The sequence below is a fragment of the Streptomyces sp. NPDC002776 genome (assembly GCF_053592195.1).
Genome location: NZ_JBSFVG010000004.1, coordinates 30,443 through 55,206 on the forward strand (window position 1 = coordinate 30,443; position 24,764 = coordinate 55,206).

General features: G+C 73.1%; 18 protein-coding genes. 9 read left to right on the plus strand and 9 right to left on the minus strand.

From position 1 onward, the window contains the following. Positions 1-111 precede the first annotated feature (111 nt). Positions 112-738, plus strand: coding sequence for a TetR/AcrR family transcriptional regulator (locus ACWD11_RS10000; protein WP_389415677.1), 627 nt, complete (start codon positions 112-114; stop codon positions 736-738). Between the two features lie 690 nt (positions 739-1,428). Here the strand turns inward: ACWD11_RS10000 and galE are convergent. After that, a complete protein-coding gene (galE, locus tag ACWD11_RS10005) occupies positions 1,429-2,409 on the minus strand; it encodes a UDP-glucose 4-epimerase GalE (protein WP_389415678.1) in 981 nt (326 codons plus the stop codon). Positions 2,410-2,553: 144 nt separating this feature from the next. Here galE and ACWD11_RS10010 point away from each other — a divergent pair, with 144 nt between their 5' ends. Then, positions 2,554-4,014, plus strand: coding sequence for a glycosyltransferase family 39 protein (locus tag ACWD11_RS10010; protein ID WP_451282366.1), 1,461 nt, complete (start codon positions 2,554-2,556; stop codon positions 4,012-4,014). Here the strand turns inward: ACWD11_RS10010 and ACWD11_RS10015 are convergent. Next, complete coding sequence (locus tag ACWD11_RS10015) at positions 3,968-4,453, minus strand: MarR family winged helix-turn-helix transcriptional regulator (RefSeq protein ID WP_451282368.1); 486 nt, start codon at positions 4,451-4,453, stop codon at positions 3,968-3,970. The genes ACWD11_RS10010 and ACWD11_RS10015 overlap by 47 nt on opposite strands. 106 nt (positions 4,454-4,559) lie before the next feature. Between ACWD11_RS10015 and ACWD11_RS10020 the strand changes: the two genes are divergently transcribed. Next, positions 4,560-4,973 (plus strand): organic hydroperoxide resistance protein, encoded by a 414-nt coding sequence (locus ACWD11_RS10020; protein ID WP_389415681.1) that lies wholly within the window; start codon positions 4,560-4,562, stop codon positions 4,971-4,973. Between the two features lie 5 nt (positions 4,974-4,978). Here ACWD11_RS10020 and ACWD11_RS10025 read toward each other — a convergent pair whose 3' ends face one another. From ACWD11_RS10025 to ACWD11_RS10050, 6 genes are all read right to left on the minus strand, one after another. Beyond that, complete coding sequence (locus tag ACWD11_RS10025; RefSeq protein ID WP_451282371.1) at positions 4,979-6,247, minus strand: hypothetical protein; 1,269 nt, start codon at positions 6,245-6,247, stop codon at positions 4,979-4,981. A 128-nt stretch (positions 6,248-6,375) separates the two neighbouring features. Then, entirely contained in the window at positions 6,376-8,631 is a 2,256-nt protein-coding gene (locus ACWD11_RS10030; protein ID WP_451282373.1) for a bifunctional glycosyltransferase/CDP-glycerol:glycerophosphate glycerophosphotransferase, read from the minus strand. Between the two features lie 210 nt (positions 8,632-8,841). After that, positions 8,842-9,723 (minus strand): carbohydrate ABC transporter permease, encoded by an 882-nt coding sequence (locus ACWD11_RS10035; protein WP_451118984.1) that lies wholly within the window; start codon positions 9,721-9,723, stop codon positions 8,842-8,844. Continuing rightward, a complete protein-coding gene (locus ACWD11_RS10040; protein ID WP_389416416.1) occupies positions 9,720-11,000 on the minus strand; it encodes a carbohydrate ABC transporter permease in 1,281 nt (426 codons plus the stop codon). The genes ACWD11_RS10035 and ACWD11_RS10040 overlap by 4 nt, the downstream gene beginning before the upstream one ends. Positions 11,001-11,057: 57 nt before the next feature. Continuing rightward, the gene (locus ACWD11_RS10045; protein ID WP_451282375.1) at positions 11,058-12,422 is read right to left on the minus strand and encodes an ABC transporter substrate-binding protein; all 1,365 of its coding nucleotides are present in this window, start codon (positions 12,420-12,422) and stop codon (positions 11,058-11,060) included. Between the two features lie 161 nt (positions 12,423-12,583). Beyond that, positions 12,584-16,990 (minus strand): FtsK/SpoIIIE domain-containing protein, encoded by a 4,407-nt coding sequence (locus tag ACWD11_RS10050; RefSeq protein WP_451282741.1) that lies wholly within the window; start codon positions 16,988-16,990, stop codon positions 12,584-12,586. Positions 16,991-17,353: 363 nt separating this feature from the next. On the opposite strand from ACWD11_RS10050, the gene ACWD11_RS10055 reads away from it, so the two are divergent. The 4 genes from ACWD11_RS10055 to ACWD11_RS10070 all read left to right on the plus strand — a co-directional run bounded on the left by ACWD11_RS10055 (position 17,354) and on the right by ACWD11_RS10070 (position 22,532). Next, positions 17,354-18,988 carry a serine/threonine-protein kinase gene (locus ACWD11_RS10055; protein WP_451282377.1) on the plus strand — a complete coding sequence of 545 codons (1,635 nt, stop codon included), beginning with the start codon at positions 17,354-17,356 and terminating at the stop codon, positions 18,986-18,988. A gap of 120 nt (positions 18,989-19,108) precedes the next feature. After that, the gene (locus tag ACWD11_RS10060; protein ID WP_389415687.1) at positions 19,109-20,344 is read left to right on the plus strand and encodes a serine/threonine-protein kinase; all 1,236 of its coding nucleotides are present in this window, start codon (positions 19,109-19,111) and stop codon (positions 20,342-20,344) included. Positions 20,345-20,499: 155 nt separating this feature from the next. Next, positions 20,500-21,606: a peptide chain release factor 2 gene (gene prfB, locus ACWD11_RS10065; protein ID WP_389415688.1), complete on the plus strand. Its 1,107-nt coding sequence runs from the start codon at positions 20,500-20,502 to the stop codon at positions 21,604-21,606. 296 nt (positions 21,607-21,902) lie between these two features. After that, positions 21,903-22,532 carry a hypothetical protein gene (locus tag ACWD11_RS10070; protein ID WP_451282379.1) on the plus strand — a complete coding sequence of 210 codons (630 nt, stop codon included), beginning with the start codon at positions 21,903-21,905 and terminating at the stop codon, positions 22,530-22,532. Positions 22,533-22,642: 110 nt separating this feature from the next. Here the strand turns inward: ACWD11_RS10070 and ACWD11_RS10075 are convergent, their stop codons facing one another. Next, positions 22,643-22,834: a hypothetical protein gene (locus tag ACWD11_RS10075; protein ID WP_389415690.1), complete on the minus strand. Its 192-nt coding sequence runs from the start codon at positions 22,832-22,834 to the stop codon at positions 22,643-22,645. A gap of 235 nt (positions 22,835-23,069) precedes the next feature. On the opposite strand from ACWD11_RS10075, the gene ftsE reads away from it, so the two are divergent. Continuing rightward, the gene (gene ftsE, locus ACWD11_RS10080; protein WP_130436517.1) at positions 23,070-23,759 is read left to right on the plus strand and encodes a cell division ATP-binding protein FtsE; all 690 of its coding nucleotides are present in this window, start codon (positions 23,070-23,072) and stop codon (positions 23,757-23,759) included. 40 nt (positions 23,760-23,799) lie between these two features. Continuing rightward, the gene (gene ftsX / locus ACWD11_RS10085; protein WP_389415691.1) at positions 23,800-24,717 is read left to right on the plus strand and encodes a permease-like cell division protein FtsX; all 918 of its coding nucleotides are present in this window, start codon (positions 23,800-23,802) and stop codon (positions 24,715-24,717) included. The last annotated feature ends 47 nt before the right edge of the window (positions 24,718-24,764 follow it).

The window sequence follows — 24,764 nt, forward strand, 5'->3', positions numbered from 1 at the left end:
ACTCTTCCTGTTCGCTTACGTCGGGACGGGACCGTATCGTCGCAACGCGAGCGTAGGCCGAGCGGACGTCGGAACGCAACCGTTTCGTCGTAACGCCCTATGCTGGTTCGCATGACGACGAACGCCGACGGACCCCAGCCGCGTCCGCGCCGCCGGGCCCCCGCGGGGGCGGCCGTGCTGCGGGCGGACGTGACGGAAGCCATCCGGGCGGCCGTGTTCGAGGAACTCGCGGCGGTCGGCTACGCCCGGATGTCGATAGAGGGGATCGCCCGGCGGGCGGGCGTCGGCAAGACGGCGGTGTACCGGCGGTGGCGTTCGAAGCTGCACCTCGTGCTCGACGTGGTGTCGGCCCTGGCGGTGCAGGGGCTGCCGGCGCCGGACACGGGTTCGCTGGAGGGTGACCTCCGGCTCCTGTACGAGGTCACCTCACGCGCGCTGCGCCACCCGGTCGCCTCCCAGATCATCCCGGACCTCCAAGCGGAGGCCGCGCGCAATCCCGAGATCGCCGAGGCGATGCAGAAGGCGCTGCGGGAAGGGCAGGACGGGGTCGCCAGCGGGATCGTGGCGGCGGCGGAGCGGCGCGGGGAGCTCCGCGAGGGGGTCGACCACGAACTGGCCCTGGACCTGATCTCCGGGCCGCTGTACTGGCGCGCGGTGGTGATCCGGAGCCCGAAGCTGCCGAAGGGGTACCTGGCGTCGCTGGCACGGGCTACGGCGGGGGCGCTGCGGGCGCTGTGAGCGGGCGTGTGGTCGGGGGCTGACGTCCCGCCGCCGGCGGCGGGCCCGGCACCTGTGCCGCACCTCGTACGGGGGCAGGTGTCGGCCCACAGCCCCTACGGCCTGCGGCCCCGCGGGTCGGTGGCGTGCGGCTGGCGGTGCGGGTGCTGCGGCCCTCGGAGGGCTAGCCGTGTGCTGCTGTGGTGCGGGCGTTTGCGGCCCCGGCAGGCTGGTGGCGTGGGGTTGACGGGTGCAGGTTGCGGCCCCGGAGGGCTGGAGCCGGTAGCGCAGCGCGTGGCGGCCAGGCTTTGGCACGGTGAGGTCGTGCGGCTGGCGGGTGCGGGTGCTGCGGCTCCGCGGTGGGTTAGTCGTGTGTTGCTGCGGTGCGGGCGTGTGGGCTAGTCGCGTGCCGCTGGCGGTGCAGGTGCTGGGGCTCCCGCGGCGCAGTCGCGTGCCACTGTGGTGCGGGCGCTGCGGCCCCGGCGGGCTGGTGGTGTGCGGCTGTGGGTGTTGCGGCCCCCGGCAAGCTAGCCGCGTGCTGCTGACGGGTCGAGGCGTCACGGCCCCCGCGGGCCAGTCGCGTGCGGCTGGCGGTGCAGGTGCTGCGGGTCCCGCCCGCTAACTGCGTGCCGTTGGCGGGGTAGATGCTGTGCGCCGCCCCGCCCGCTCACCGCGTGCCGCTGGCGGGGCAGACGCTGCGGGTCCCGCCCGTTAACCGCGTGCTGCTGACGGGTGGAGGCGTACCCAGCCCTCCCAGGCCGAGGTGATCATGTCCTGGACGTCGTGCTTCGCCTTCCAGCCCAGTTCGGTGGCTGCCCGGTCGGCGGAGGCGACCACGCGGGCCGGGTCGCCGGGGCGGCGGGGGGTGATCGTCGGGGGGCGGTCGTGGCCGGTGAGGGCGTTGACGCGGTCGATCATCTCGCGGACCGAGACGCCCTCGCCGCGGCCGATGTTGAGGGTGAGGTCGCGGCCGGGGGAGGACCGCAGCGTCCGGGCCGCCGCCACATGGGCCTCGGCCAGGTCGACGACGTGGATGTAGTCCCGGACGCAGGTGCCGTCCGGGGTCGGGTAGTCGTCGCCGAAGATGCGCGGGGGTTCGTTCTCGGTGAGCTTCTCGAAGACCATCGGGATGAGGTTGTGAACGCCGGCGTCGGCCAGTTCCGGGGACGCCGCGCCCGCCACGTTGAAGTAGCGCAGGCAGGCCGTCGACAGGCCCGTCGCCCGCGCCGTGGCCCGCACCAGCCATTCGCCGGCCAGCTTGGTCTCGCCGTACGGCGACATCGGGGCACACGGCGTCTCCTCGGTGACCAGGTCCACGTCCGGCATGCCGTAGACCGCGGCCGAGGAGGAGAACACGAACGAGGGAACGCGGGCCCGCGTCACCGCCTCCAGCAGGACGCGCAGGCCCTCCACGTTCTCCCGGTAGTAGCGCAGCGGCTGCTCCACCGACTCGCCGACCTGCTTCTTCGCCGCCAGGTGCACGACCCCGGTGATCCGGTGGTCCGCCAGGGCGCGGGACACGTGCTCGGCGTCCAGGGTGGAGCCCACGACCAGGGGGACACCGTCGGGCACGCGCTCGGACAGCCCGGTGGACAGATCGTCGTAGACCACCGTCCGCTCGCCCGCCTCGGACATCGCCCGTACGACATGCGCCCCGATGTATCCGGCACCGCCCGTGATCAGCCAGGTCATAGGTGGCCGTCCCCTCGTCAGTTGGCCCGTGCGTGGAGCATAACCACTCCGATTCGCCGTCAATGAACAGGAATCATCGGTTAATAGCACAAGATCTGAGATGTGGTGAGTAGGGAGACGGAAACGGACGGCCGATTCCGGGCCTTGGCGGTAGGCCTGCCTGCCGCCCTGGTGCTGGCCCTCGGACTGTGGGGCATCGACCGCGGCGGCATATGGCGCGACGAGGCGGTCACCTTCCAGGTGGCGCGCAGGTCGGTGCCGGAGATCTGGCGGCTCGTGCACGGCGTGGACGCGGTGCACGGCCTGTACTACCTCCTCATGCACGCCGTTCTCGCCCTGCGCCCCGACGAGGTCGTCCTCCGGCTCCCCTCGGTCTGCGGGACCGCCGCCGCGGCGGGCCTGGTCGCGGCGCTCGGGATGCGCCTGGCCGGTCCGCGGGTGGGGCTGTGGGCGGGTCTGATGTACGCCGTCACGCCCCTGACCGGCCACTACGCGCAGGAGGGACGCTCGTACGCCCTGGTCGGCGCCGGAGTGGCGGGCGCGACGCTGCTGCTGGTGCGGGCGCTGGACGGCGGGCGGACCTGGCTCGCGTACACCGGTGTCGTCGCCGTGACCTGCCTGCTGCACGAGTTCGCCGTCCTGGTGCTGTGCGCGCACGCGGTGACGCTGGCGGTGTCGGGAGTGGACCGGCGGACCTGGGCCCGGTGGGGCGGAGCGGTGGCCGGCACCGCACTGGTCCTGCTGCCGCTGGTGCTGGTCTCCCAGGCGCAGTCGGGGCAGGTGGAGTGGCTGCCGGAGCCGGGCTGGGGCAGCGTGGAGCGGGTGCTGCGCGGTTTCGTCCTCGCGCCCAAGGGGGTGGTGTTCGAGACCGGCGTGGTGCTGATGCTCGTGGGGCTCGCGGCCCGCCGGGTGGCCGCCGTGGCCGTGCCGCTGATGGCGGTGCCGCCGGCCCTGCTGATACTGGTCTCGCAGGTCCGGCCGATGTACGACGACCGGTACGTCCTGTACGCGCTGGCCGGGGCGCCGCTGCTGATCGCGGCCGGCGCCGACCGGCTGGCAGCCTGGATCGTGGGCCGGATGCCGTACGTGCCGCTGGCCGGAGCCCTCGCCGTCCTCGTCGCCTTCGTGCACCACCTGCCCCTGCACCGCCAGGAACGCGCCCCCGAGCGGCGGCCCGACAACCTCGCCGCCGTCTCCGCCCTCGCCGCGGGCCAGATCCGCCGCGGCGACGCGGTGCTGTTCGTGCCCTCCATCGGCCGACGGGCGGCGGTGGCCTACCCGGAGGGGTTCCGGCAGGCCCGGGACATCGCGCTCAGCCGGCCGGGACCCGCTTCCGGGACGCTGTACGGCCGGGAGACCGACGCCGATGAGCTGCGCCGCAGGCTCGCGGGGGTGGACCGGGTGTGGGTGGTGGCCGAGCCGTACACGCTGCGCTCGGACTGGCGCCCGCGCAACCTCAGGGAGCGCGCCAAGATCGCGGCCATGTGGGAGGACTTCGTCCCGTGCGAGCAGTACGTACGCGGGGGCGTGACCCTGCGGCTCTACGAGCGGCGCCCGGCTACGGTGCTGCCGCTGACCGGGCCGCCTCGTCGAGAGCGCTGGTGAGGTCGTCCAGGCGGGAGCGCAGGGCGTTGATCTCGTCGACGTCGAAGCCGGTGGCCGCGGCGATCCGGCGCGGCACCTGGAGCGCCTGCTCGCGCAGGGCCGAGCCCTCCTCGGTCAGCCGCACCTGCACCGACCGCTCGTCGCGCGCGCTGCGCTCCCGGCGGACCAGGCCCGCGCTCTCCAGCCGCTTCAGCAGCGGGGAGAGTGTGCCGGAGTCCAGCCGCAGGTGCTCGCCCAGCTTCTTGACGGGCAGATCGCCGTGCTCCCACAGCACCAGCAGCACCAGGTACTGCGGATAGGTCAGCCCGAGGTCCTTGAGGATCACGCGGTAGACGCCGTTGAAGGCGCGTGCGGCCGCGTGCAGGGAGAAGCAGATCTGGCGGTCCAGGCGGAGCCATTCCTCCTGGGGCGCGGTGGCGGGTGTCCCGGTCCGGTTCATGGGTCCAGGGTAGCTCCTGCCCGCCATTTAATTGTGCACAATTTAATTGTGTGCTCTACTGAGCCCGTCAGCGAGCCCCGACTTCTCGAACAGGGATGGTTCATCCATGGACGCGATCTACACCGCCGTCGCCACCGCCACTCACGGCCGTGAGGGCCGTGCCATCAGCTCCGACGGCACGCTCGACCTCCAGCTGGCGCCGCCGGTGGAGCTCGGGGGCAACGGCCAGGGCACCAACCCCGAGCAGCTCTTCGCCGCCGGGTACGCCGCCTGTTTCGCCAGCGCCCTCGGCCTGGTCGGCCGCCGGGCCAAGGTGGACGTCACCGACGCCGCCGTCACCGGCGAGGTCGGCATCGGCAAGCTGGGCGAGGGGTTCGGCCTGAAGGTCACCCTGCGCGTCGAACTGCCCGACACCGTGGACGAGGCGACCGGCCGGAAGCTCGTCGAGCAGGCCCACCAGGTCTGCCCCTACTCCAACGCCACCCGCGGCAACATAGACGTCGACCTCGTCATCGAGTAGGCGCGTCACCGCAAGGAGTGAGCCCGGTCGGCGTGCCCCTGGGCCGGCAGCGACACCTGGGCGCGCAGCAGGTGTTCCAGCAGCAGCGGCACGCCGACCACCGGGAGCAGCCAGGCCAGGGCGATCAGCCGGCCGCCCCAGATGTTGATGTCCGGGTGCCCGGCCTGGGTCAGGACGCCGGTGGCCGCCGCCGCGATCAGGAAGGCGCCGAACGTCGGCCTGCGCAGCGCGCCCCACAGCCCCGCGCCCAGCGCCGCCAGGAACAGCGGCTCCCAGAACTGCCGGCGCAGCCACTCCGCCCAGAAGTTCAGCGACAGCTGGAGGAACTCCGGCCAGGGGTCGGCCCGGTCGGGGCGGGTGAAGTGGTCGGCCAGCAGATCCTGCACGCTCTCGGACGCCGACGGGTGGCCGAGCAGCTTCGCCAGGGCGACCGAGCCCACCGCCGCGCCCAGACCGAGCCCCGCGATCGCCGCGACGCCCCGGCCCGGCGCCCGCCCCGCCCGCCGGCGCGCCACGGCGACCAGCGCGCCCGCCCCCGCCAGACACACCCCCAGGAACAGCGCCTGCGAGTGCTTCACCGTGAACTGCGCGGCCAGCGCGCCCGCGATCAGCGCCAGTCCCGCCCGCCGCCCCCGCAGCACCAGCGCACAGCCCCACACCGCCGCCAGCGTCAGGTCCATCAGCAGGCCCTCCGTCATGGGCCGCATGGCGATCGCCCCGCACGGCAGCACGTAGTACAGCCCCTGACCGGTCAGCGCGAGCGGGAGCGGTACCGACAGGGTGCGCAGGATCAGGAACACCAGCACCCCGCCCCCCGCCGCCACCGTGACCCCGGCCGCCCACAGCCCCCAGGTCGCGCCGAGCACCGTCACGAACGGCACCAGGAAGACCGGGTAGCCAGGTCGCGCCTCGAAGATCCGCATGAAGCGTTCCGAGGCGAAGGGGACGGTGTGACCGGCCGTGTGGCCCGCCGCCAGCCGCTGCTCGACCTCGGACCACTCCGTTGCCCGGCACCTGGCCAGCACGGCCGGGGCGGGGTCGGGGCGGTGGAAGCGGACCACGTGCACGTTCTGGTCGCGGTGCGCGAGCGCGGCCTTGCCCGCGCAGTAGTGCTCGATCGTCGCCATGGCCGCCTCCCGCTTGCTGTCGCCGCGCAGGCCGAGGGCGTAGGAGAGGTAGTTCCTGGAGTCGGGGGTGTCCCGCCCGGAGACGTTCGCCAGCTGCAGGGCGGCGAACAGGGCGGCCAGGAGCAGGACCCAGGTGCGCGGCCTCATGAGGCCACGTGCCGGCCGGGGACGCGTCGGCCACCGGGCCGCCCGGCCGGACGCCAGGTGTGGGGCCGGCTCGGGGTGGGCCGCGACGGGCTGGAGGGCATGGGAACTCCCCTGGATGAGAACGGCGTTCAGAGACGGTCGGTGAGGGTTAGGGGTGACTCGGGCCGCGGTGACGCGATGAGCGGGGAGCGGGTGAGGGACGCGGCCGCCGACGGCACCGGATGCCGCTCGTCCAGCGGCACGACCGGCGGCAGGCCCTTCTCGCCGAACACCACATGCCGTACGACCCGCTCGGCGGCGCGGCCGTCGTCGTAGGGACAGAAGCGCCTGCGGAACGCCGCGCGCAGCTGGGCGGAGCGGGAGCCGCGCCAGTGGCCGGTGGTGAAGATGTCGATCAGCTCGTCCTCGCTGCGCGCGAGTGCGCCCGGCGGGAAGGAGCGCAGGTCGAAGTAGGTGCCGCGGGCGGCCTCGTACGCCTCCAGGTCCTCGGTGTGCAAGACGATCGGGCGGTCCAGGCCGGCGTAGTCGAACATGATCGACGAGTAGTCGGTGAGCAGCGCGTCCGAGGCGAGGCACAGGGACTCCACGCTCGGGTGGGCGGTGACGTCGATGACCCGCGGCGAGGTCGCCTCGGGGGCGAGCGGGCCGCCGTGGCGGCGGTGTGCGCGGGCCAGGATCACGAAGCGCGGGCCGAGGCGGCTCGCGAGCCGGTCCAGGTCCAAGGGGGCGCGCTGGGTGCGGCGGTAGTCGCGGTGGGTCGGGGCGTACAGGACCGCCACCGCGTTCTCGGGGATGCCGAGCGTCTCGCGCAGCCGGGTCACGTCCGCCGAAGTGGCCTGCTGGAACACGTCGTTGCGCGGCTGGCCGTATTCGAGCGTCTTGTACGTCCCGGGGTGGACGCGTTCCTGGACGAGGGTGGAGTGGCGGTTGGCGGAGACGACGTAGTCCCAGGTGCCCACGGTGTCGAGGAGGGCGCCGAAGTCCGTGCCGGCGCCGGCCGCGGGGCGTTCGCGCAGGTCCAGGCCCAGGTGCTTGAGCGGGGTGCCGTGCTGGGTCTGGACGACGGTCTGGCCGGGGCGTTTGACCAGCCGGTGGTCGAGGCCGGCGTTGTCGATCAGGTACGCGGAGCGGGCCAGCGCCGTCCAGTAGGCGGCCGTACCGGGGGTGATGCGGCGGGTGGCGGGCGGGACGGTGTGGTGGTGCGCGGGGTGCGCGATCCAGGCCGTGCGGATGTGCGGGGCGTGGGTGCGGAACGCCCGCTCCAGGGCCCCCGGGTTGCAGCCGTGGCCCAGGCCGCCGTACGCGCAGAACACGGCCCGGTCCCGGCGCAGGGGCAGGCGGAGCTGGACGCGGTAGTGCAGGCGCAGGGCGGCGGAGCGCAGGGCGCCCGCGGTCTTCGCGGTGAACTTGACCGCCCGGTGGTGCCCGGCGGCGGCCAGGCGCAGGACGCGGAAGGTGCGGTGCAGGCCCAGCCGGACCAGGGCGTGCCGTGGGCGGTCGCGCAGCCGGACGGGGGCGCCCGGGGCGCGGTGGCGGCGGCAGTGGGCGCGGGCCAGCCGCAGGAACTCGGCGCGGCTGCCGCGCGGGAGGCGGCCGACGCGGGCGGACACGGCGGCCAGGTGGTCGACCATGCCGCGGAACAGCACCGGCCGCCACCGGGCGAGCCGGGGCCTGCCGTCGAGGAACGCGAAGAGGCGGTCGTACTGCTCGAAGACGTCGAAGGGGCGGCGGCTCGTGCCGTCCTCGCGGCGCCGGCGGTGGTGCACGCACACCCGGTCGAGGGTCGCGATCGACTCCGCCGTCATCAGCACCGGGTACGCCCAGGGGGCGCCCTCGTGGGAGCCGGGCGGGAAGGACAGGCCCTCGCGCTCGACGAACTCCCGGCGGCACACCTTGTTCCAGGCGACCGCCGGCAGGCGCAGCAGGCTCGGGCGGTCCTCGAGTCGGAAGGGCGCCGGGCCCTGCTCGGTGAGCTGGACCCAGGCCGCGTCGCGGACCGTCTCGCCGGTCCGCAGGACGCGGGCGTGGTCGTGGACCAGGACGTCGGGTTCGCCGGTCTCCTTCAGGCGGTCGGCGACGGCCTGGAGGGCGCCGGGGGTCAGGGTGTCGCCGCCGTCGAGGAACAGCAGCCAGTCGCCGGTCGCCTCGCTCATCCCGGCGTTGCGGGCGGGGCCCGGCCCCTGGCGGCGGGCCAGGCGCACCGGCCGTACCCGGGGGTCGCGGGCGGCGAACTCACCGATGATCGCACCGCAGGCGTCCGGCGAGGCGTCGTCCACCGCGATCAGCTCCAGATCGGCACACGACTGGGAGAGCACCGATTCCAGGCACGCGTGGAGATGCGCCTGAACCTTGTACGCGGGGACGATGACACTGAACCTGGGCAAGGGGGACATCCATCGGTCGGTGCGGGTGGTGAGGGGGTGGGCCCCAGGGCCTGCCTGACCATTCCCGCCTGCCCCGCGACGCCTGGCCCGGGAACGGCCGATGGAGTGAGTTGGTTACGCGGCGTTGCGGCATACGGGGGACGCCCGGCCGCACGGGAAGGGGCCGCCCGGTGAATCCCGGCCGGCCCCTCGATCCGCCTGTACCGCGGGCTACTTCACCGCGCCCGCCATGACCCCGGACACGAACTGCCGCTGGAACGCGAAGAACACCGCCAGCGGGATCACCATCGAGATGAACGCGCCGGGCGCCAGCACCTCGATATTGCTGCCGAACTGCCGTACCTGCTGCTGGAGCGCGACCGTCAGCGGCTGGGAGCCGGAGTCGGAGAACACCAGCGCCACCAGCATGTCGTTCCACACCCACAGGAACTGGAAGATGCCCAGCGACGCGATGGCCGGGGCGCCCAGCGGCAGCACCACCGTCGTGAACAGCCGGGCCTCACCGGCGCCGTCCAGCCGCGCCGCCTCCAGCAGCTCCTTGGGGATCTCCGCGAAGAAGTTGCGCAACAGGAAGATCGCGAACGGGAGTCCGAACGCCACGTGGAACAGCACCACACCGGTGATCGAGCCGAAGATCCCCAGCTCGCCGAAGAGTTCGGACAGCGGGATCAGCGCCACCTGCACCGGCACCACCAGCAGCGCGATCACCACCATGAACCACCAGTCGCGGCCCTTGAAGTCCATCCACGCGAAGGCGTACCCGGCCATCGCGCCGATGATCACCACGAGCAGGGTCGCCGGGACGGTGATCCACACGGTGTTGAACAGCGCGCTGGTGATGTCGTCGTTCTCCAGCAGGGTGCTGTAGCTCTCGGCGGTGAGCTCGGCCGGTGCCGTGAAGACCCGCCACCAGCCCGAGGAGGCGATGTCGGTCGGCTCCCGGAACGAGGACACCAGCAGCCCGAAGGTCGGCACCAGCCAGAACAGCGCCACCAGCAGCAGGAACGCGCGCAGCGCCCCGCCGGCGGCGCCGCTCGCCACCCGGGAGGCCCACGACCGCTTGCCGCGCACGGGGGAATCGAGTGCGGTCACCGCTCGCGCTCCTTCCTGAGCCGGCGGATGTTGACGATCATCACCGGGATCACGAGCAGCAGCAGGATGATGCCGATCGCGCTGCCCATGCCGTAGTTGCCCCCGCCGCCGAACGACGACAGGAACAGCTGCAGCGCCAGCACGTTGGCCTCGTCCTGGGTGGGCTGCGGGGCGATGATGTAGACCAGGTCGAAGATCTTCATCACGTTGATCATCAGCGTGATCAGGACGACGACCAGGACCGGTGCCAGCATCGGCACCGTGATTCTGCGGAACACCTGCCACTCGTTGGCGCCGTCGACGCGCGCCGCCTCCAGCAGGTTGCGGTCGACTCCGGCGAGCCCGGCCGCGATGAGCACCATCGCGAAGCCCGCCCACATCCAGACGTACGCCCCGATGATCGCCGGGGTCACCAGGGTCGGGCCGAGCCAGTCGACGCCGTTGTAGGCCGCCGCGAAGTTCGAGCCCGGCAGACGTAGTTGGGCGCCGTCGGCGGAGTCGGGCAGGGTGAAGGTGCCGTCCGCGCCGCTGGTCGCCGAGGCCACCACCTCGCCGTCCTTGACAGCCTCGACCTTCACGCCCTCCAGCGCCTTCTCGCCCGCGTCGACCTGGCCCTTCTCGCCGCCGCCACCCAGCTTGAAGTCCAGCCAGACCGTGCCGGTGACGCCGTCACCGGTCGCCGCCCTGGCGTCCTCGGGGGAGCCCGGCACCTTGTCGGGCGCGATACCGACGAGGGGGAGCAGCGCCGGGGTGCCCGCCTCGACCGTGCCCGTCGTGGTGAACGCACCGCCGCCGGACGGCTTCAGATCGCTCACCTGGGCGTTCGGGCGGGCCTTCGGATAGACGGAGGAGTCGGCGAAGGTGTCGTGCACCGAGGTCACGATCGCGTTCGCCACGCCCTGGTCCGGGTCCGCCTGGTACACCAGCCGGAAGATGATGCCGGCCGCGAGCATGGAGATCGCCATCGGCATGAAGATGATCAGCTTGAACGCCGTGCCCCAGCGCACCCGTTCGGTGAGCACGGCGAAGATCAGTCCCAGCACGGTGACCACGGCGGGCGCGACCGCCATCCAGATCGCCGTGTTGCGTACGGCGGTCAGGGTCGCGTCGTCCGTGAAGACGTCGACGTAGTTGTCCAGGCCGACGAAGCCGTCCCCGCCCGCGTCGTACAGGCTGCGCCAGACCGAGTACCCGATCGGGTAGACCACGAGCGCGCCGAGCAGCACCAGGGCGGGCAGCAGGAACAGCACCGCCACCCACACCTTGGTGCCCGTCACGCCCTTGCGCGGTGCCGGCGCGGTGCCGGCACTCTCGTTCACGACGGCCGACATCCGTCAGCCGGTCTTGTACGCCTTGGCGGCGTCCGCCTCCAGCTTTTGCTGGGCGCCCGCCACATCGCCGGGATTCTTCAGGAAGTCCTGCAGCCTCTTCCACTCGCCGATGCCCTGGGTGCCGCCGAACGCCGCCGGCGCCTGGTCGGACATGTCGAAGCGGAAGTCGTCGCCCGCCGCGGTCAGCGCCTTGGCGATGTCCCGGGTGACGTCGTCCTTGTACGCCCCCTGGTCCATCTCCTTGTTGGGCGAGATGAAGCCGCCCTGCGCCGCCCAGATCTCGGCCGCGTCGGTCGAGGCCAGGAACGTCATCAGTGCCTGCGCGCCCTTGCCGTCCTTCAGCGCCACGGCCACGTCACCGCCGCTGACCACCGGCGACTCGTCGCCGACCGCCGGGAACGGGAACACCTTGGCGTCCGTGCCGATCTTCGCGTCGGTGTCGGCGTTGATGGTCGCGGTGACGAAGTCGCCCTCGAAGACCATCGCGGCCGGGGTGTCACCGGAGAACGTCTGGGTGACCGACTTCGGGAACTCCGTCTGCAGCGCGCCCGAGCGGCCGCCCGCGATCAGCTCGTCCTTGCCCCACAGCTCGGCGAGCGTGGTCAGGGCCTCCTTGACCGAGGGGTCGGTCCACTTGATCTCGTGCTTGGCCAGCTGGTCGTACTTGTCCGGGCCGGCCTGCGAGAGATAGATGTTCTCGAACCAGTCGGTCAGCGTCCAGCCGTCCGCGCCGCCGATGGAGACGGCGGGGGACCCGGCGTCGGAGAGCGTCTGGGCGGTGGCCAGGAAGTCCTTCCAGGTCTTCGGCTCCTCGGTGATGCCGGCGGCCTCGAAGGCGGCGGTGTTGTACCAGATGAGGGACTTGTTGGCGGCCTTCATGTAGACGCCGTACTGCTTGCCCTCGTAGGCCCCGAGTTCTTTCCAGCCCGTGGAGAAGTTCTTGTCCAGCTGGGCCTGGGTCTCGCTGCCGAGGGGCTTGGCCCAGCCCTTCTGGGCGAACTGGTGCAACACGCCGACCTGCGGCAGGAACGCCACGTCCGGTGGCTGGCCGCCCTGGATCTTGGTACCGAGGAAGGTGGAGGTGTTGTTGCCGGTGGGCACGAAGTTCACCGTGGCGCCGGTGCGCTTCTCGAACTCGTCCAGCACCTTGGTGAAGTTCTCCTGCTCGGGGCCGGTCCAGACGGCCGCGACCTCGAGCGTCTGTCCGTCGAGCTTGGGGAGTTGGACGGTGGAATTGGCGCCGGTCTCCTTTCCGCCGCCGCCTCCTCCGTCGCCGTTGTCGTCGTCGTCTCCGCCGCAGCCGGTGAGGGCCAGCGCGAGCGCGCCGACGGTGGCCATGGCGATCCGGATGGTGCGATTCGTGCGCATCACTGCCCCGTTCTTCGTGCCTCGTTGCCTCGTTGCCTCGTCGAACGTTCGAGCGCTGTCTTGTTCTCGTTTGGTCTACGCCGGGTCCCGGAGGTCGGCAAGAGTGCCTGCGGTGTCAAGTAGGCGATCGTGACCGCGTCGTGACTGAGGCTCCACTCCTCCTAGAGCAGCGACGGCACCTCGGCGGCCGAGACCTCCTTCGCCGCTCGCTCCAGCGCGCTGGCCAGAAGGGCGAGGTCGGTCGGGCCGTTGCCCAGTTCGCGGACCGGGCGGCGGGCCGGGGGGTCGCCCATGCGGTGCCACTCCAGGGGGACGACCGTGGGGCGCAGGGTCGCGGTGCGGGGGATGCGGCCGGTGACCCGGCCGCCCTGGAAGGCGGTCACTCGACCGTCCGCCCAGGCCAACCGGCCGCGGCCGGGCGCCGGTTCGTCCGGACCGGTGGCCGGGGCGTCGAGGGTGACCCGCAGGGTGGCCCGGCGCGCCGTCTCCGACTCGGCGGTACGGCCGTCCGCGCCCGTCGCGGCCACCAGGTGGACGCCGAGCCGCTCGCCCTCCCGGGCCACCGCCTCCAGGGCGCGCACGACCGAGCCCGCGGCGGGCCGGCCGGGGGAGCCGAGGGCCGGGGAGACCAGGGCGTCGAGGTCGTCCACGACCACGACCAGGCGGGGCAGCGGCGGTGCGGCCTCCGTCTGCCGGCGGGCCGCCGCCGGGCGCAGCCGCAGCGTGGAACTGGGCGGGGTGTCCAGGTCGGCGGCTCCGCCGGCGCCGGTGCCCGTGCGCTGGGCGACCATGCGGCCCGAGACCATCCGGCCCGCGTGCCACTCCGTGAAGTGCGAGCGGCCCAGCAGCTCGGCGCGCCGTTTCAGCTCGGCGCTCAGGGACTGTGCGAACTCCCGCATCCGGACCGGGTCGTTGGCGGTGAGGTGGGTGGTGACATGCGGGACGTCGGTGCACACGCGCAGTCCGTCGCCGCCGCTGCCGCCCGCGCTGTCCCGGCCGTCCATCAGGACCATGGTCAGCCGGTCGGGCCGCTCGGCGGCGGCGAGCGAGGCGATGAGCGCCCGCAGCAGCTCCGTACGGCCACTGCCCGCGGGGCCCTCGATCAGCAGATGCGGTCCGTCGGCCGCGAGGTCCGCGGAGACCGGGCCGCGCGGACCGGCGCCCAGCACGACGCACGCGCGTCCGCCGAGCGCCTCGGCGTCGTCGGCCGCGTCCGCCCAACGGGCCATCAGGGAAGCCGGGGTGGCCCGGGCCAGGCCCAACTCGTCCAGCAGCCGCGCTGCTTGGGGCAGCGGGGCGGAGACCCGCGGCTGCCGCTCCGCCACGGTGCCGTCCGGCCGCAGCGGTGCCAGGGCCCGGGCGAACCGCTCGGCCCAGGCGAGCGAGACGGCGTCCACGGTCGCCACGGTGCCGGGGGCGGCGGGGGCCGGGTCGGCGTGGGCGTCCGCCCCGGCGGCACGGGCGACCCGCATCAGCCGCAGCGCGGTCGCCACATCGCCGCTCAGCAGGGCGACCGCGCCGCACTCCCGGAACACCGGTGCCGCCGCGCAGGCCGCCCGGTAGGTCTCGGTGACCGGAGAGGCGGGCGAGGCGGGTGGTGTCTCGGCAAGGCACACCACATGGATTCCGGCCCGTGGGCCGTCCGACGCCAGCCGTGCGACGGCGTCCCGGACGTCGGCGGCGCCGGGGTCCCCGTCCACCACGACCACGGTGTACGGGCCGGGGAAGGGGGCCGCCGGGTCGTCCTGGGCCCAGGAGGGGCGGTGGGCGGGGCGCGCGGAGGGCTGCTCGCCGTGGTTCGGGTGGTCGTCGAGCCGGCGCAGCAACTCGTCCGTGCGGGCCGTGGCCTGTTCGCGGTCGTGGGCCAGCAGCAGGCGGCAGTCCTGGCCGTGGGACGGGCGCAGATGCGGGAGCCAGCCCAGCCAGGACCAGTCGGCGGCGCGCTCCTCCAGCGGGCGGGAGCGGTCCGCGCTGATCAGCACGATCTCCAGGGCGTCCGGCGAGTGCAGCGCGGCGAGCTGGGCCACCACCGCGCGGGCCAGGCCGGTGAGTCGGGCGCGCGGGCCGGCCAGGCCCAGGGCGCCGGTCTCGCGCAGATCGGCGGTCACCGGTACGGCGGGCAGCAGTCCGGCGCCGTCGGGGGCCGGGCGGTCGGCGGTGCCGAGGCGGATTGTGAGCGCCTCGGGGTGGTCCGGCCCGCGCTCCCACAGACGGGGCCCGGGGCCCAGGGCGGTGAGCAGCAGGGCGGCGGGGTCCGGCCAGGTCTCCGGGAGCCGGGCGGCGGCGACGGACGGGTGCTCGGTCGCTTCGGGGCCCTGATCGTCGTAGGACTCCGCTTCGGGCGGGGCCGGTTCGCCGCGTCCGCCGGTCAGCCGCCGGGCCCAGGCGCCGAGCCCCCCACGCCTGCGCCCGCCCTGCGGGCCCTCGGCGCCGCGCGCCGGCCCGCCTCTCCGGCCACCGCCGCGGCGGTCCGCGTGGTCGCCGTCCGCGGAGGTACGGCTGCCGGGCGCGTCGGTGTCGGCCGGGAGGCCCGCGTGGTGGCTGTCCGGGGAGGTGCGGCTGCCGGGCGCGTACGTCCCGCCGAGCGCGTCGGTATCGGCCGGGAGGCCTGGCCGGTGGCTGTCCGGGGAGGTGCGGCTGCCGGGTGCATACGTCTCGCCGCGTGCGTCAGCCGGAGCGCCCCCGCGCGGGTGGCCGTCGGTGGGGAGGCCTGCGCGGTCGTTGTACGCGGAGCCGGGGGCCTCGCGGCCCGGGCGGTGGCTGTCCGCGGAGGTGCGGCTGCCGGGCGCGTACGTCCCGCCGAGCGCGTCCCGGGGGGCCTCGCGGGTGTGGGCGTCGGCCGGGAGGCCCGCGTGGTGGCTGTCTGCGGAGGTACGGCCATCGGGCGTGTACGTCCCGCCGAGCCCGGGCGTGCCCGCAGCGCCCCCGCGCGGGTGGCCGTCGGCTGGGAGGCCTGCGTGGTCGTTGTACGCGGAGCCGGGGGCCTCGCGGCCCGGGCGGTGGCTGTCCGCGGAGGTGCGGCTGCCGGGCGCGTACGTCTCGCCGCGTGCGTCAGCCGGAGCGCCCCCGCGGGGGTGGCCGTCCGCGGGAAGGCCCGCACGGTGGCTGTCCGCGGAGGTACGGCTGCCGGACGTGTGGGTCCTACCGAGCGCGTCCCCGGGGACCTCGCGGGTGTGGCCCTCCGCTGGGAGGCCTGCGCGGTCGCTGTGCGCGGAGCCGGGGGCCTCGCGGCCCGCGCGGTGGCCGTCCGCGGAGGTGCGGCCGTCGGGGTCGTACGTTCCGCCGAGCGCGTCCCGGGGCGCCTCGCGGGTGTGGGCGTCGGCCGAGAGGCCCGCGCGGTTACCGTCCCCAAAGGCACGGCCGCCGGACGCGTACGTCCCCCCGAGCCCGGGCCCGCCCGCCGGACGGTCACCCGGGGCCGGAGCACCCCCGCGAGGGTACCTGTCTGCCGGAGCGCCCCCACGAGGGCGGCCGTCCGACGGAGCGCCTACCCGAGGCTGCCCGCCCGCCGGAGTGCCCCCACGAGGGTGCCTGTCCGCCGGAGTGCCCCCGCGAGAGGCCCCATCCGCCGGGAAGCCCGCACCGTGGGTGTCACCCCCGCGCGGAGCCGGGACACGTGACCCGCGGTCCTCGGTGCGGGACGCGCTGCCTTGCCGGGGTGCGTTGCCCTGCCCGGGCGCACCGCCCTGCCCGGGCGCACCGCCCTGCCCGGGCGCACCGCCCTGCCCGGGCGCACCGCCCTGCCCGGGCGCACCGCCCTGTCGCGGCGCGCCGCCCTGACCGGGCACGACCGGACCGTGCTGCTGCGCCCCCGGCGTGGCCGAGGACGCCCCCCAGGCGGCCGAGCCGTAGCCGTGCCGGGTCTCCCCGGTGGGTTCGTAGGCGCCCGGCGTCGACTCCCCGCGCGGGTGGGCGCCGGACAGGCGGATGTGGCCCTCGCCGTCCGGCACCGTCGCCACCCGGGCCCCCGGTCCGCCGGCCGGGGCGAGCCGCAGGGCCGACTCGCCGATGCGCAGCAGCGCGCCCGGCGCGAGGCGGACCGGGCGGGTGCCCACGCGGGCGCCGTCCAGGGTGGTGCCGTTGGTGGAGCCGAGGTCGGCGACCGAGACGTGGCCGTCGTCGGCGACCGTGACCGCGCAGTGCAGCCGGGAGACGTCCGGGTCGTCGAGGGGCACATCGGCGTCGGCGGAGCGGCCGACCTCGATCCGGCCGCCGTGCAGGAGGTGGACGCCGCCCGCGTCGGGGCCCGCCACCACATGGAGCTGGGTCGGGGCGTCGTCGAACTCGGGATGGGCCTCGGGCTCGGCGGGGGCGCCCAGGGAGAGGACCGCGCCGTCGATCAGCGGGGGCTCGCCCAGGGTGCTGCGTGCACTGTCGAGCCGCTCCGCGCCCGCGTACACCACCACGGGGCCCTCGCCCGCCGAGACCGCCGAGGCGAGCGCCGACGCCACCGCGGCCAGGGCGGTGCCGGCGGGCGCCGTGACCAGCACGTCGCAGCTCGCGGCGCGGCCCCGCGCGGCGGCGGGGGGCGGGCCCAGCGGGTCTACGACGGTCAGCCGGATCTGCATCGCCGTCAGCGGTCCCTTCTGCGCGGGCACCCGCGAACGGGGACGACGCCCCGCGGTCCCCCCACCGCGGACTTCCCCCACCGCCACACGAGCACATCGGCCAGTACGGAAGGCATCCTCGCACCTGCCACTGACAACACGCCCGCCGCCCGCAGACAAGTGATCTTGATTGGTCGGCTCTGCCCGCAAAAATGCCTGATACCTGACGCGCTCACGATCACTTGAGATCGGTCACGCACGGCTCGGGCAACCAAACAGAACGGCCCGAGCGTCTTTCCTGCGAACCTTTGCTTCGATCCGCCCGGCACTACAGTGGGTCGGAACATCGCAACACTTTCAGGCAATCAGCAGGGAGCGCGTGACGTGCGGCCAGTCGGCAGCAAGTACCTGCTCGAGGAGCCGCTCGGACGCGGCGCCACGGGCACCGTCTGGCGAGCCCGCCAGCGTGAGACCGCGGGCGCCGAGGCGGCCGTGCCGGGCCAGCCCGGGGAGACCGTCGCGATCAAGGTCCTCAAGGAGGAGCTGGCCAGCGACGCGGACATCGTCATGCGGTTCCTCAGGGAGCGGTCCGTCCTGCTCCGGCTGACCCACCCGAACATCGTCCGGGTCCGTGACCTGGTCGTCGAGGGCGAGCTGCTGGCGCTGGTCATGGACCTCGTCGACGGCCCCGACCTGCACCGCTACCTGCGCGAGAACGGCCCCCTCACCCCGGTCGCCGCCGCCCTGCTCACCGCCCAGATCGCCGACGCCCTCGCCGCGAGCCACGCCGACGGCGTAGTGCACCGCGACCTGAAGCCGGCGAACGTCCTGCTCAAGCAGGACGGCGGCCGGATGCACCCGATGCTCACCGACTTCGGCATCGCCCGCCTCGCCGACTCCCCGGGCCTGACCCGCACCCACGAGTTCGTCGGCACGCCCGCCTACGTCGCGCCCGAGTCCGCCGAGGGCCGCCCGCAGACCTCCGCCGTCGACATCTACGGCGCCGGCATCCTGCTGTACGAGCTGGTCACCGGCCGGCCCCCGTTCTCCGGCGGCTCGGCCCTGGAAGTCCTGCACCAGCACCTGAGCGCCGAGCCGCGCCGCCCCTCCACGGTCCCCGACCCGCTGTGGACGGTGATCGAGCGCTGTCTGTCCAAGGACCCCGACCGGCGCCCCAGCGCCGAGAACCTCGCCCGCGGCCTGCGCGTCGTCGCCGAGGGCATCGGGGTGCACGCGAACTCCGCGCAGATCGCCGCCGCCGACGGCGTCGCCGCGCTGCTCGCGCCCGACCCGGCGCCCGCCCCGGTCCCGGGCTCGGCCGACCCCACGCAGGTGCTGCCGCACGGCGCCGGAGGCTACGACCCGAACGCCGCCACCAGCGTCCTGCCGCACACCGGGGGACCGTCCGGCGCCGCCGACCCCACCGCCGTCCTGCCGCCCGTCCCGCAGGGCGGGCAAGGGGGTCCCTCGCCCGAGGATCCGCATCCCTGGCAGAACCAGCTGCGGGCCGCGCGCGACCGTAACGAGCAGACGCAGGTCCAGTACCTCGACCCCAGCCAGGACCCGCTGCGCCGCCGCCCCCAGCGGCAGGTCGCGCGCCCGCAGCAGCCGCCGCAGCGCCGGCCCCAGCAGCAGCCCGGTTACGGCTATCCGCAGCAGGGGCAGCAGCCGCAGCAGTACGCCCCGCAGCAGCAGCCGCGACCCCAGCAGCAGCCCCGCCCCCAGCAGCCGCAGCGGTACGCGCCGCCGCCCGCCCCCGAGCCCCAGCGGCCACAGCGGGAGCCGCGTCAGCCGCGGCAGCGCAGCGCCAACCCGATGCGGATCCCCGGTCTCGGCTGCCTCAAGGGTTGCCTGTTCACGCTCGTCATCCTGTTCGTGGCCGGATGGCTGGTGTGGGAGCTGAGCCCGCTGCAGGACTGGATCGGTACGGGCAAGGGGTACTGGGAGCAGCTCACGGACTGGTTCACCACGGTGACGGGATGGATCGGCGAGCTGAGCGGCGGGTCCTCCGGTCAGTAGCGAGGTCGGTAGCGACTCTGTGGATTTGTCGACACCCGGCGGGTGATTTCCGCCTCCGCGGTGAAGGCCGGCTCTCCGGACGCGTAGTTTTGTCGGCAACACGCGTCTGTAGGAGCAGTCTTGGCACGCAAGATCGGCAGCCGGTACACCGCCCACCAGATCCTGGGCCGGGGCAGCGCCGGCACGGTGTGGCTGGGCGAGGGACCCGAGGGTCCCGTCGCCATCAAGCTGCTGCGCGAGGATCTCGCGTCCGACCAGGAACTCGTCGGACGCTTCGTGCAGGAGCGCACGGCGCTGCTCGGCCTCGAGCACCCGCGGGTCGTCTCCGTGCGCGACCTGGTCGTCGACGGCAACGACCTCGCGCTGGTCATGGACCTGGTCCGGGGCACCGATCTGCGCACCCGCCTCGACCGGGACAAGCGGCTCGCGCCGGAGGCCGCGGTGGCGATCGTGGCGGACGTGGCGGACGGTCTCGCGGCGGCGCACGCCGCCGGGGTCGTGCACCGCGACGTGAAGCCGGAGAACGTCCTGCTGGACATGCAGGGCCCGCTGGGCCCCGGCGGCGCGCACCCCGCGCTCCTGACCGACTTCGGCGTCGCCAAGCTGATCGACTCCCCGAAGCGGACCCGGGCCACGAAGATCATCGGCACGCCGGACTACCTGGCGCCGGAGATCGTGGAGGGGCTGCCGCCGCGGGCGTCGGTGGACATCTACGCCCTGGCCACGGTGCTGTACGAGCTGCTGGCGGGCTTCACGCCGTTCGGCGGCGGCCACCCCGGGGCGGTGCTGCGCCGCCATGTGACGGAGACGGTCGCCCCGCTGCCCGGCATCCCGGACGAGCTGTGGCAGCTGATCGTGCAGTGCCTGGCGAAGGCGCCGGCCTCCCGGCTGCGCGCCTCGGAGCTGGGGGCGCGGTTGCGCGAGCTGCTGCCGATGCTGACGGGCATGCCGCCGCTGGACGTGGACGAGCCCGACACCGAGCCGGTCGAGGAGGAGACGGCACCGCAGGCCCCGGCGCCCTCGGGTCCGGTACGCCGGGGCGCGGTGCCCCTGGTGCCGGGCGCGAAGCCGGCCGACTCCAACCGCGACACCCATACGTCGATGAGGGTGCCGGGCCCGGACGAGCTGGCGGGCGGCGCCCGCGGCACGGCCCGGGTGCCCCGCGCCTCGGGCGCCCCACGCCCGGGTTCGGCCCGGCACCGCGCGGCGACCCGGCGGCGCCGGCTGGCCCTGGGGGCGGCGGCGGTGGCCCTGGTGGCCGCGGCGGGCGCCGGTACCTGGCTGGCGACGTCGGGGGACGACCCGGGGGCCACTCCGCGCGACGACATGGAGAACTCGGCACCGGAGACTCCCTGACCGCGAGGCGGCTGCCTGCGGTGGCTCGCGGGAGTTCGGCGCCCGGGACTTCTTGACCGCGAGGCGACGGCCCTCGGCGGCCCGCCGGAGCCGGTCGCACGGGCGCCGGGCGGCCACCGGCCCTCGGTGCTCGACGGAGCCGTTACGCTGGGAGCGTGGCAGTCGTCGATGTATCCGAAGAGCTCAAGTCCCTCTCCTCGACCATGGAGTCGATCGAGGCCGTTCTGGACCTCGACAAGCTGAGGGCAGACATCGCCGTGCTCGAGGAGCAGGCGGCCGCGCCGTCCCTGTGGGACAACCCGGACGAGGCGCAGAAGATCACCAGCAAGCTCTCCCACCTCCAGGCCGAGGTGCGGAAGGCCGAGACCCTGCGCGGTCGCATCGACGATCTCGCCGTGCTCTTCGAGATGGCCGAGGAGGAGGACGACCCGGACACTCGCGCCGAGGCCGATTCCGAGCTCACCTCCGTCAAGAAGGCGCTGGCCGAGATGGAGGTCCGGACCCTGCTCAGCGGGGAGTACGACTCCCGCGAGGCGCTGGTGAACATCCGCGCCGAGGCCGGTGGCGTCGACGCCGCCGACTTCGCCGAGCAGCTGCAGCGCATGTACCTGCGCTGGGCGGAGCGGCACGGCTACAGGACCGAGCTGATCGAGACCTCGTACGCGGAAGAGGCCGGCATCAAGTCGACCACCTTCTCCGTACAGGTGCCGTACGCCTACGGCACGCTCTCCGTCGAGCAGGGCACGCACCGCCTCGTGCGGATCTCGCCCTTCGACAACCAGGGCCGCCGCCAGACGTCCTTCGCGGGCGTCGAGGTGCTTCCGGTGGTCGAGCAGACCGACCACATCGAGATCGACGAGTCCGAGCTGCGCATCGACGTGTACCGCTCGTCCGGTCCCGGCGGCCAGGGCGTGAACACCACCGACTCCGCGGTGCGCCTCACCCACCTCCCCACCGGCATCGTCGTCTCCTGCCAGAACGAGCGGTCGCAGATCCAGAACAAGGCCACCGCCATGAACGTCCTCCAGGCCAAGCTGCTGGAGCGGCGCCGCCAGGAGGAACAGGCCAAGATGAACGCCCTCAAGGGCGACGGCGGCAACTCCTGGGGCAACCAGATGCGTTCGTACGTCCTGCACCCCTACCAGATGGTCAAGGACCTGCGGACGGAGTTCGAGGTGGGCAACCCGCAGGCCGTGCTCGACGGTGAGATCGACGGCTTCCTGGAGGCCGGAATTCGCTGGCGCAAGCAGCAGGAGAAGTAAGCGAAGCGTTTTGTCGACAAGGCAACTGCCGCTTTCGGGGCGGCAGTTGCCTTTTCTGTGCCCGATGTCTGGGTTTTACATCACACTCACAGGCGTTCTCCTCCGGCAAAGAACCCGTACCAGGACATCGCGTACGCAACGGCCTTGACGTTGCTTTGAAAAATCGGAAGGGTGCGGCGTGGCATGCGTATCTCCGGGGCGCATGTGAACCGGGGGGCTCGAGTTCAGCTCCTTCCGTCGATCACCGCCCCCGAGCGCCGCCTCACTGACGATGAGCTACTGGGGGTAGCAACCACATGACCAAGAAGACGCGGATCCGTGTCGCGCGGATCGCGGCCGGTGCCGTGATCGCGGCCGGCGCTTCGCTCACTGCCGCCGGCGTCGCTGCCGCAGACACGGGCGAGGACTGCGGCCTGCTCGGCATCTGTGTCACGCCGGAGCCGGACCCGGAGCCCACCACCGAGGAGCCGGAACCGGAGCCCTCCACCACCGAGCCGACCGTCATCCCGACCGAGCCCACCGGGGAGCCGGAGCCGACCGACCCGCCGGAGCCCACCGTGGAGCCGACGGAGCCGACCGAGGACCCGGAGCCCACCGCCGAGCCGACCGAGGACCCGGGCAACGGGAACGGCAACGGCAACGGGAATGGCAACGGAAACGGCGGCGGCAACGCTGGCGGTGACAACACCGACCCCGACGGCGGCTCCGGTGACTCCGCCCAGCAGGAGGGTTCCTCCTCCCTGACCGACACCGGTGAGGAGACCGCCTCCGACACCTCCGCCCAGGGCAGTGGTGAGGAGCTGGCCGAGACCGGTGCCGCGCAGACCACCTTCCTGATCATCGGCGCCGCCACGATGATCGCCGGTGGCGTCGGCTTCCGGGTGCTTCCGCGCCTGGTGGGCGGCCGGGGCGGTGCGGCTGCCTGACGGTAGCCGCCCGCGCTCACAGTGCGTGACGAAGGGCCCGGAGCGCAGCAACGCTCCGGGCCCTTCGTATGTCTTCTCGTATGTCTTCGCGCAGGTCGTGCGAGGCCGCTCTACGCGGTCTGGTGCGCCAGCAGCGCCAGCGCCGCGATCAGCACCGCCAGCAGTGCGATCAGCGTCATCGGGGTCAGGTTCCCGAGCGGGTTGTCCTGCTGCAGCCGTTCGCGGTTCGCCCGGCAGACCGGGCAGCGGCCCTCGTTCACGGGCGCCGCGCAGTTCGCGCACACCAGCCGGTCGTACGTCATGCGCCTCGCCCTTCTTGTGAGTGGTTCCAGGGGGAGAACGTCTCAGGAGCGCAGAACGTTCCCCCACCTACTGTGCCAGGTTCCTCCGGAGGCTGCCTGGGCGCCGGGAAAGGGGGCGGCCGGAGCCCGGTACAAATACGCACATCCGTGGTGCAACCCTGACCGGCGCCTGCGCCCCCGCACCCGACTCGCGTAAGGTCACGCTCATCTACCCCCGGCGACCCGTGGTGCATCCGTGATCCGATTCGACAACGTATCCAAGGTCTACCCCAAGCAGACCCGCCCCGCACTCAGGGATGTCTCCCTGGAAGTGGAGAAGGGCGAGTTCGTGTTCCTCGTGGGGTCCTCCGGCTCCGGAAAGTCCACCTTCCTGCGGCTGGTCCTCCGCGAGGAGCGGTGCAGCCACGGCCAGGTGCACGTTCTGGGCAAGGACCTCGCGCGCCTGTCCAACTGGAAGGTCCCGCAGATGCGGCGCCAGCTGGGCACGGTCTTCCAGGACTTCCGGCTGCTGCCCAACAAGACGGTCGCCGAGAACGTCGCCTTCGCGCAGGAGGTGATCGGCAAGTCACGCGGGGAGATCCGCAAGTCCGTGCCGCAGGTGCTCGACCTCGTCGGGCTCGGCGGCAAGGAGGAGCGCATGCCGGGCGAGCTGTCCGGCGGTGAGCAGCAGCGCGTCGCCATCGCGCGGGCCTTCGTCAACCGGCCCAAGCTGCTGATCGCCGACGAGCCCACCGGCAACCTCGACCCGCAGACCTCCGTCGGCATCATGAAGCTGCTGGACCGGATCAACCGGACCGGCACGACCGTGGTGATGGCGACGCACGACCAGAACATCGTGGACCAGATGCGCAAGCGCGTCATCGAGCTGGAGAAGGGCCGCCTCGTCCGCGACCAGGCCCGCGGCGTCTACGGCTACCAGCACTGAGACCGCAGCGAGTTCCACGGAAAGGCTTGAAGCAGACGCCATGCGCGCCCAGTTCGTACTGTCCGAGATCGGTGTCGGTCTCCGCCGCAATCTGACGATGACGTTCGCCGTCATCGTCTCCGTCGCCCTGTCGCTCGCCCTGTTCGGCGGGTCGCTCCTGATGAGCGACCAGGTCAGCACCATGAAGGGCTACTGGTACGACAAGGTCAACGTCTCGGTCTTCCTCTGCAACAAGAGCGACGCCGAGTCCGACCCCAACTGCGCCAAGGGCGCGGTGACCTCGGACCAGAAGAAGGAGATCCTCGCCGACCTGAAGAAGATGACGGTCGTCGACACGGTGACGTACGAGTCCCAGGACCAGGCGTACAAGCACTACAAGGAGCAGTTCGGCGACTCCCCGCTGGCCAGCTCCCTCACGCCGGACCAGATGCAGGAGTCGTACCGGATCAAGCTCACCGACCCGGAGAAGTACCAGGTCATCGCCACCGCCTTCGACGGGCGCGACGGGGTGCAGTCGGTGCAGGACCAGAAGGGGATCCTCGACAACCTCTTCGAACTGCTCAACGGCATGAACTGGGCCGCCCGCGCGGTGATGGCGCTGATGCTGGTGGTCGCGCTGATGCTGATCGTCAACACCGTGCGCGTCTCGGCGTTCAGCCGGCGGCGCGAGACCGGGATCATGCGCCTGGTCGGTGCCTCGGGCTTCTACATCCAGGCGCCGTTCATCATGGAGGCCGCGGTCGCCGGGCTGATCGGTGGCGCGGTCGCCTGCGGATTCCTGGTGGTGGCGCGGTACTTCATCATCGACCACGGACTCGCGCTGTCCGAGAAGCTGAATCTGATCAACTTCATCGGCTGGGACGCGGTGCTGAAGTACCTGCCGCTCATCCTCGCGACGAGCTTCGTGATGCCGGCGTTGGCCGCGTTCTTCGCGCTGCGCAAGTACCTGAAGGTGTGACTCTTGCCAAGAGGGGCCGTCCGGTCAACCGGCCGTACGGCCCCTTG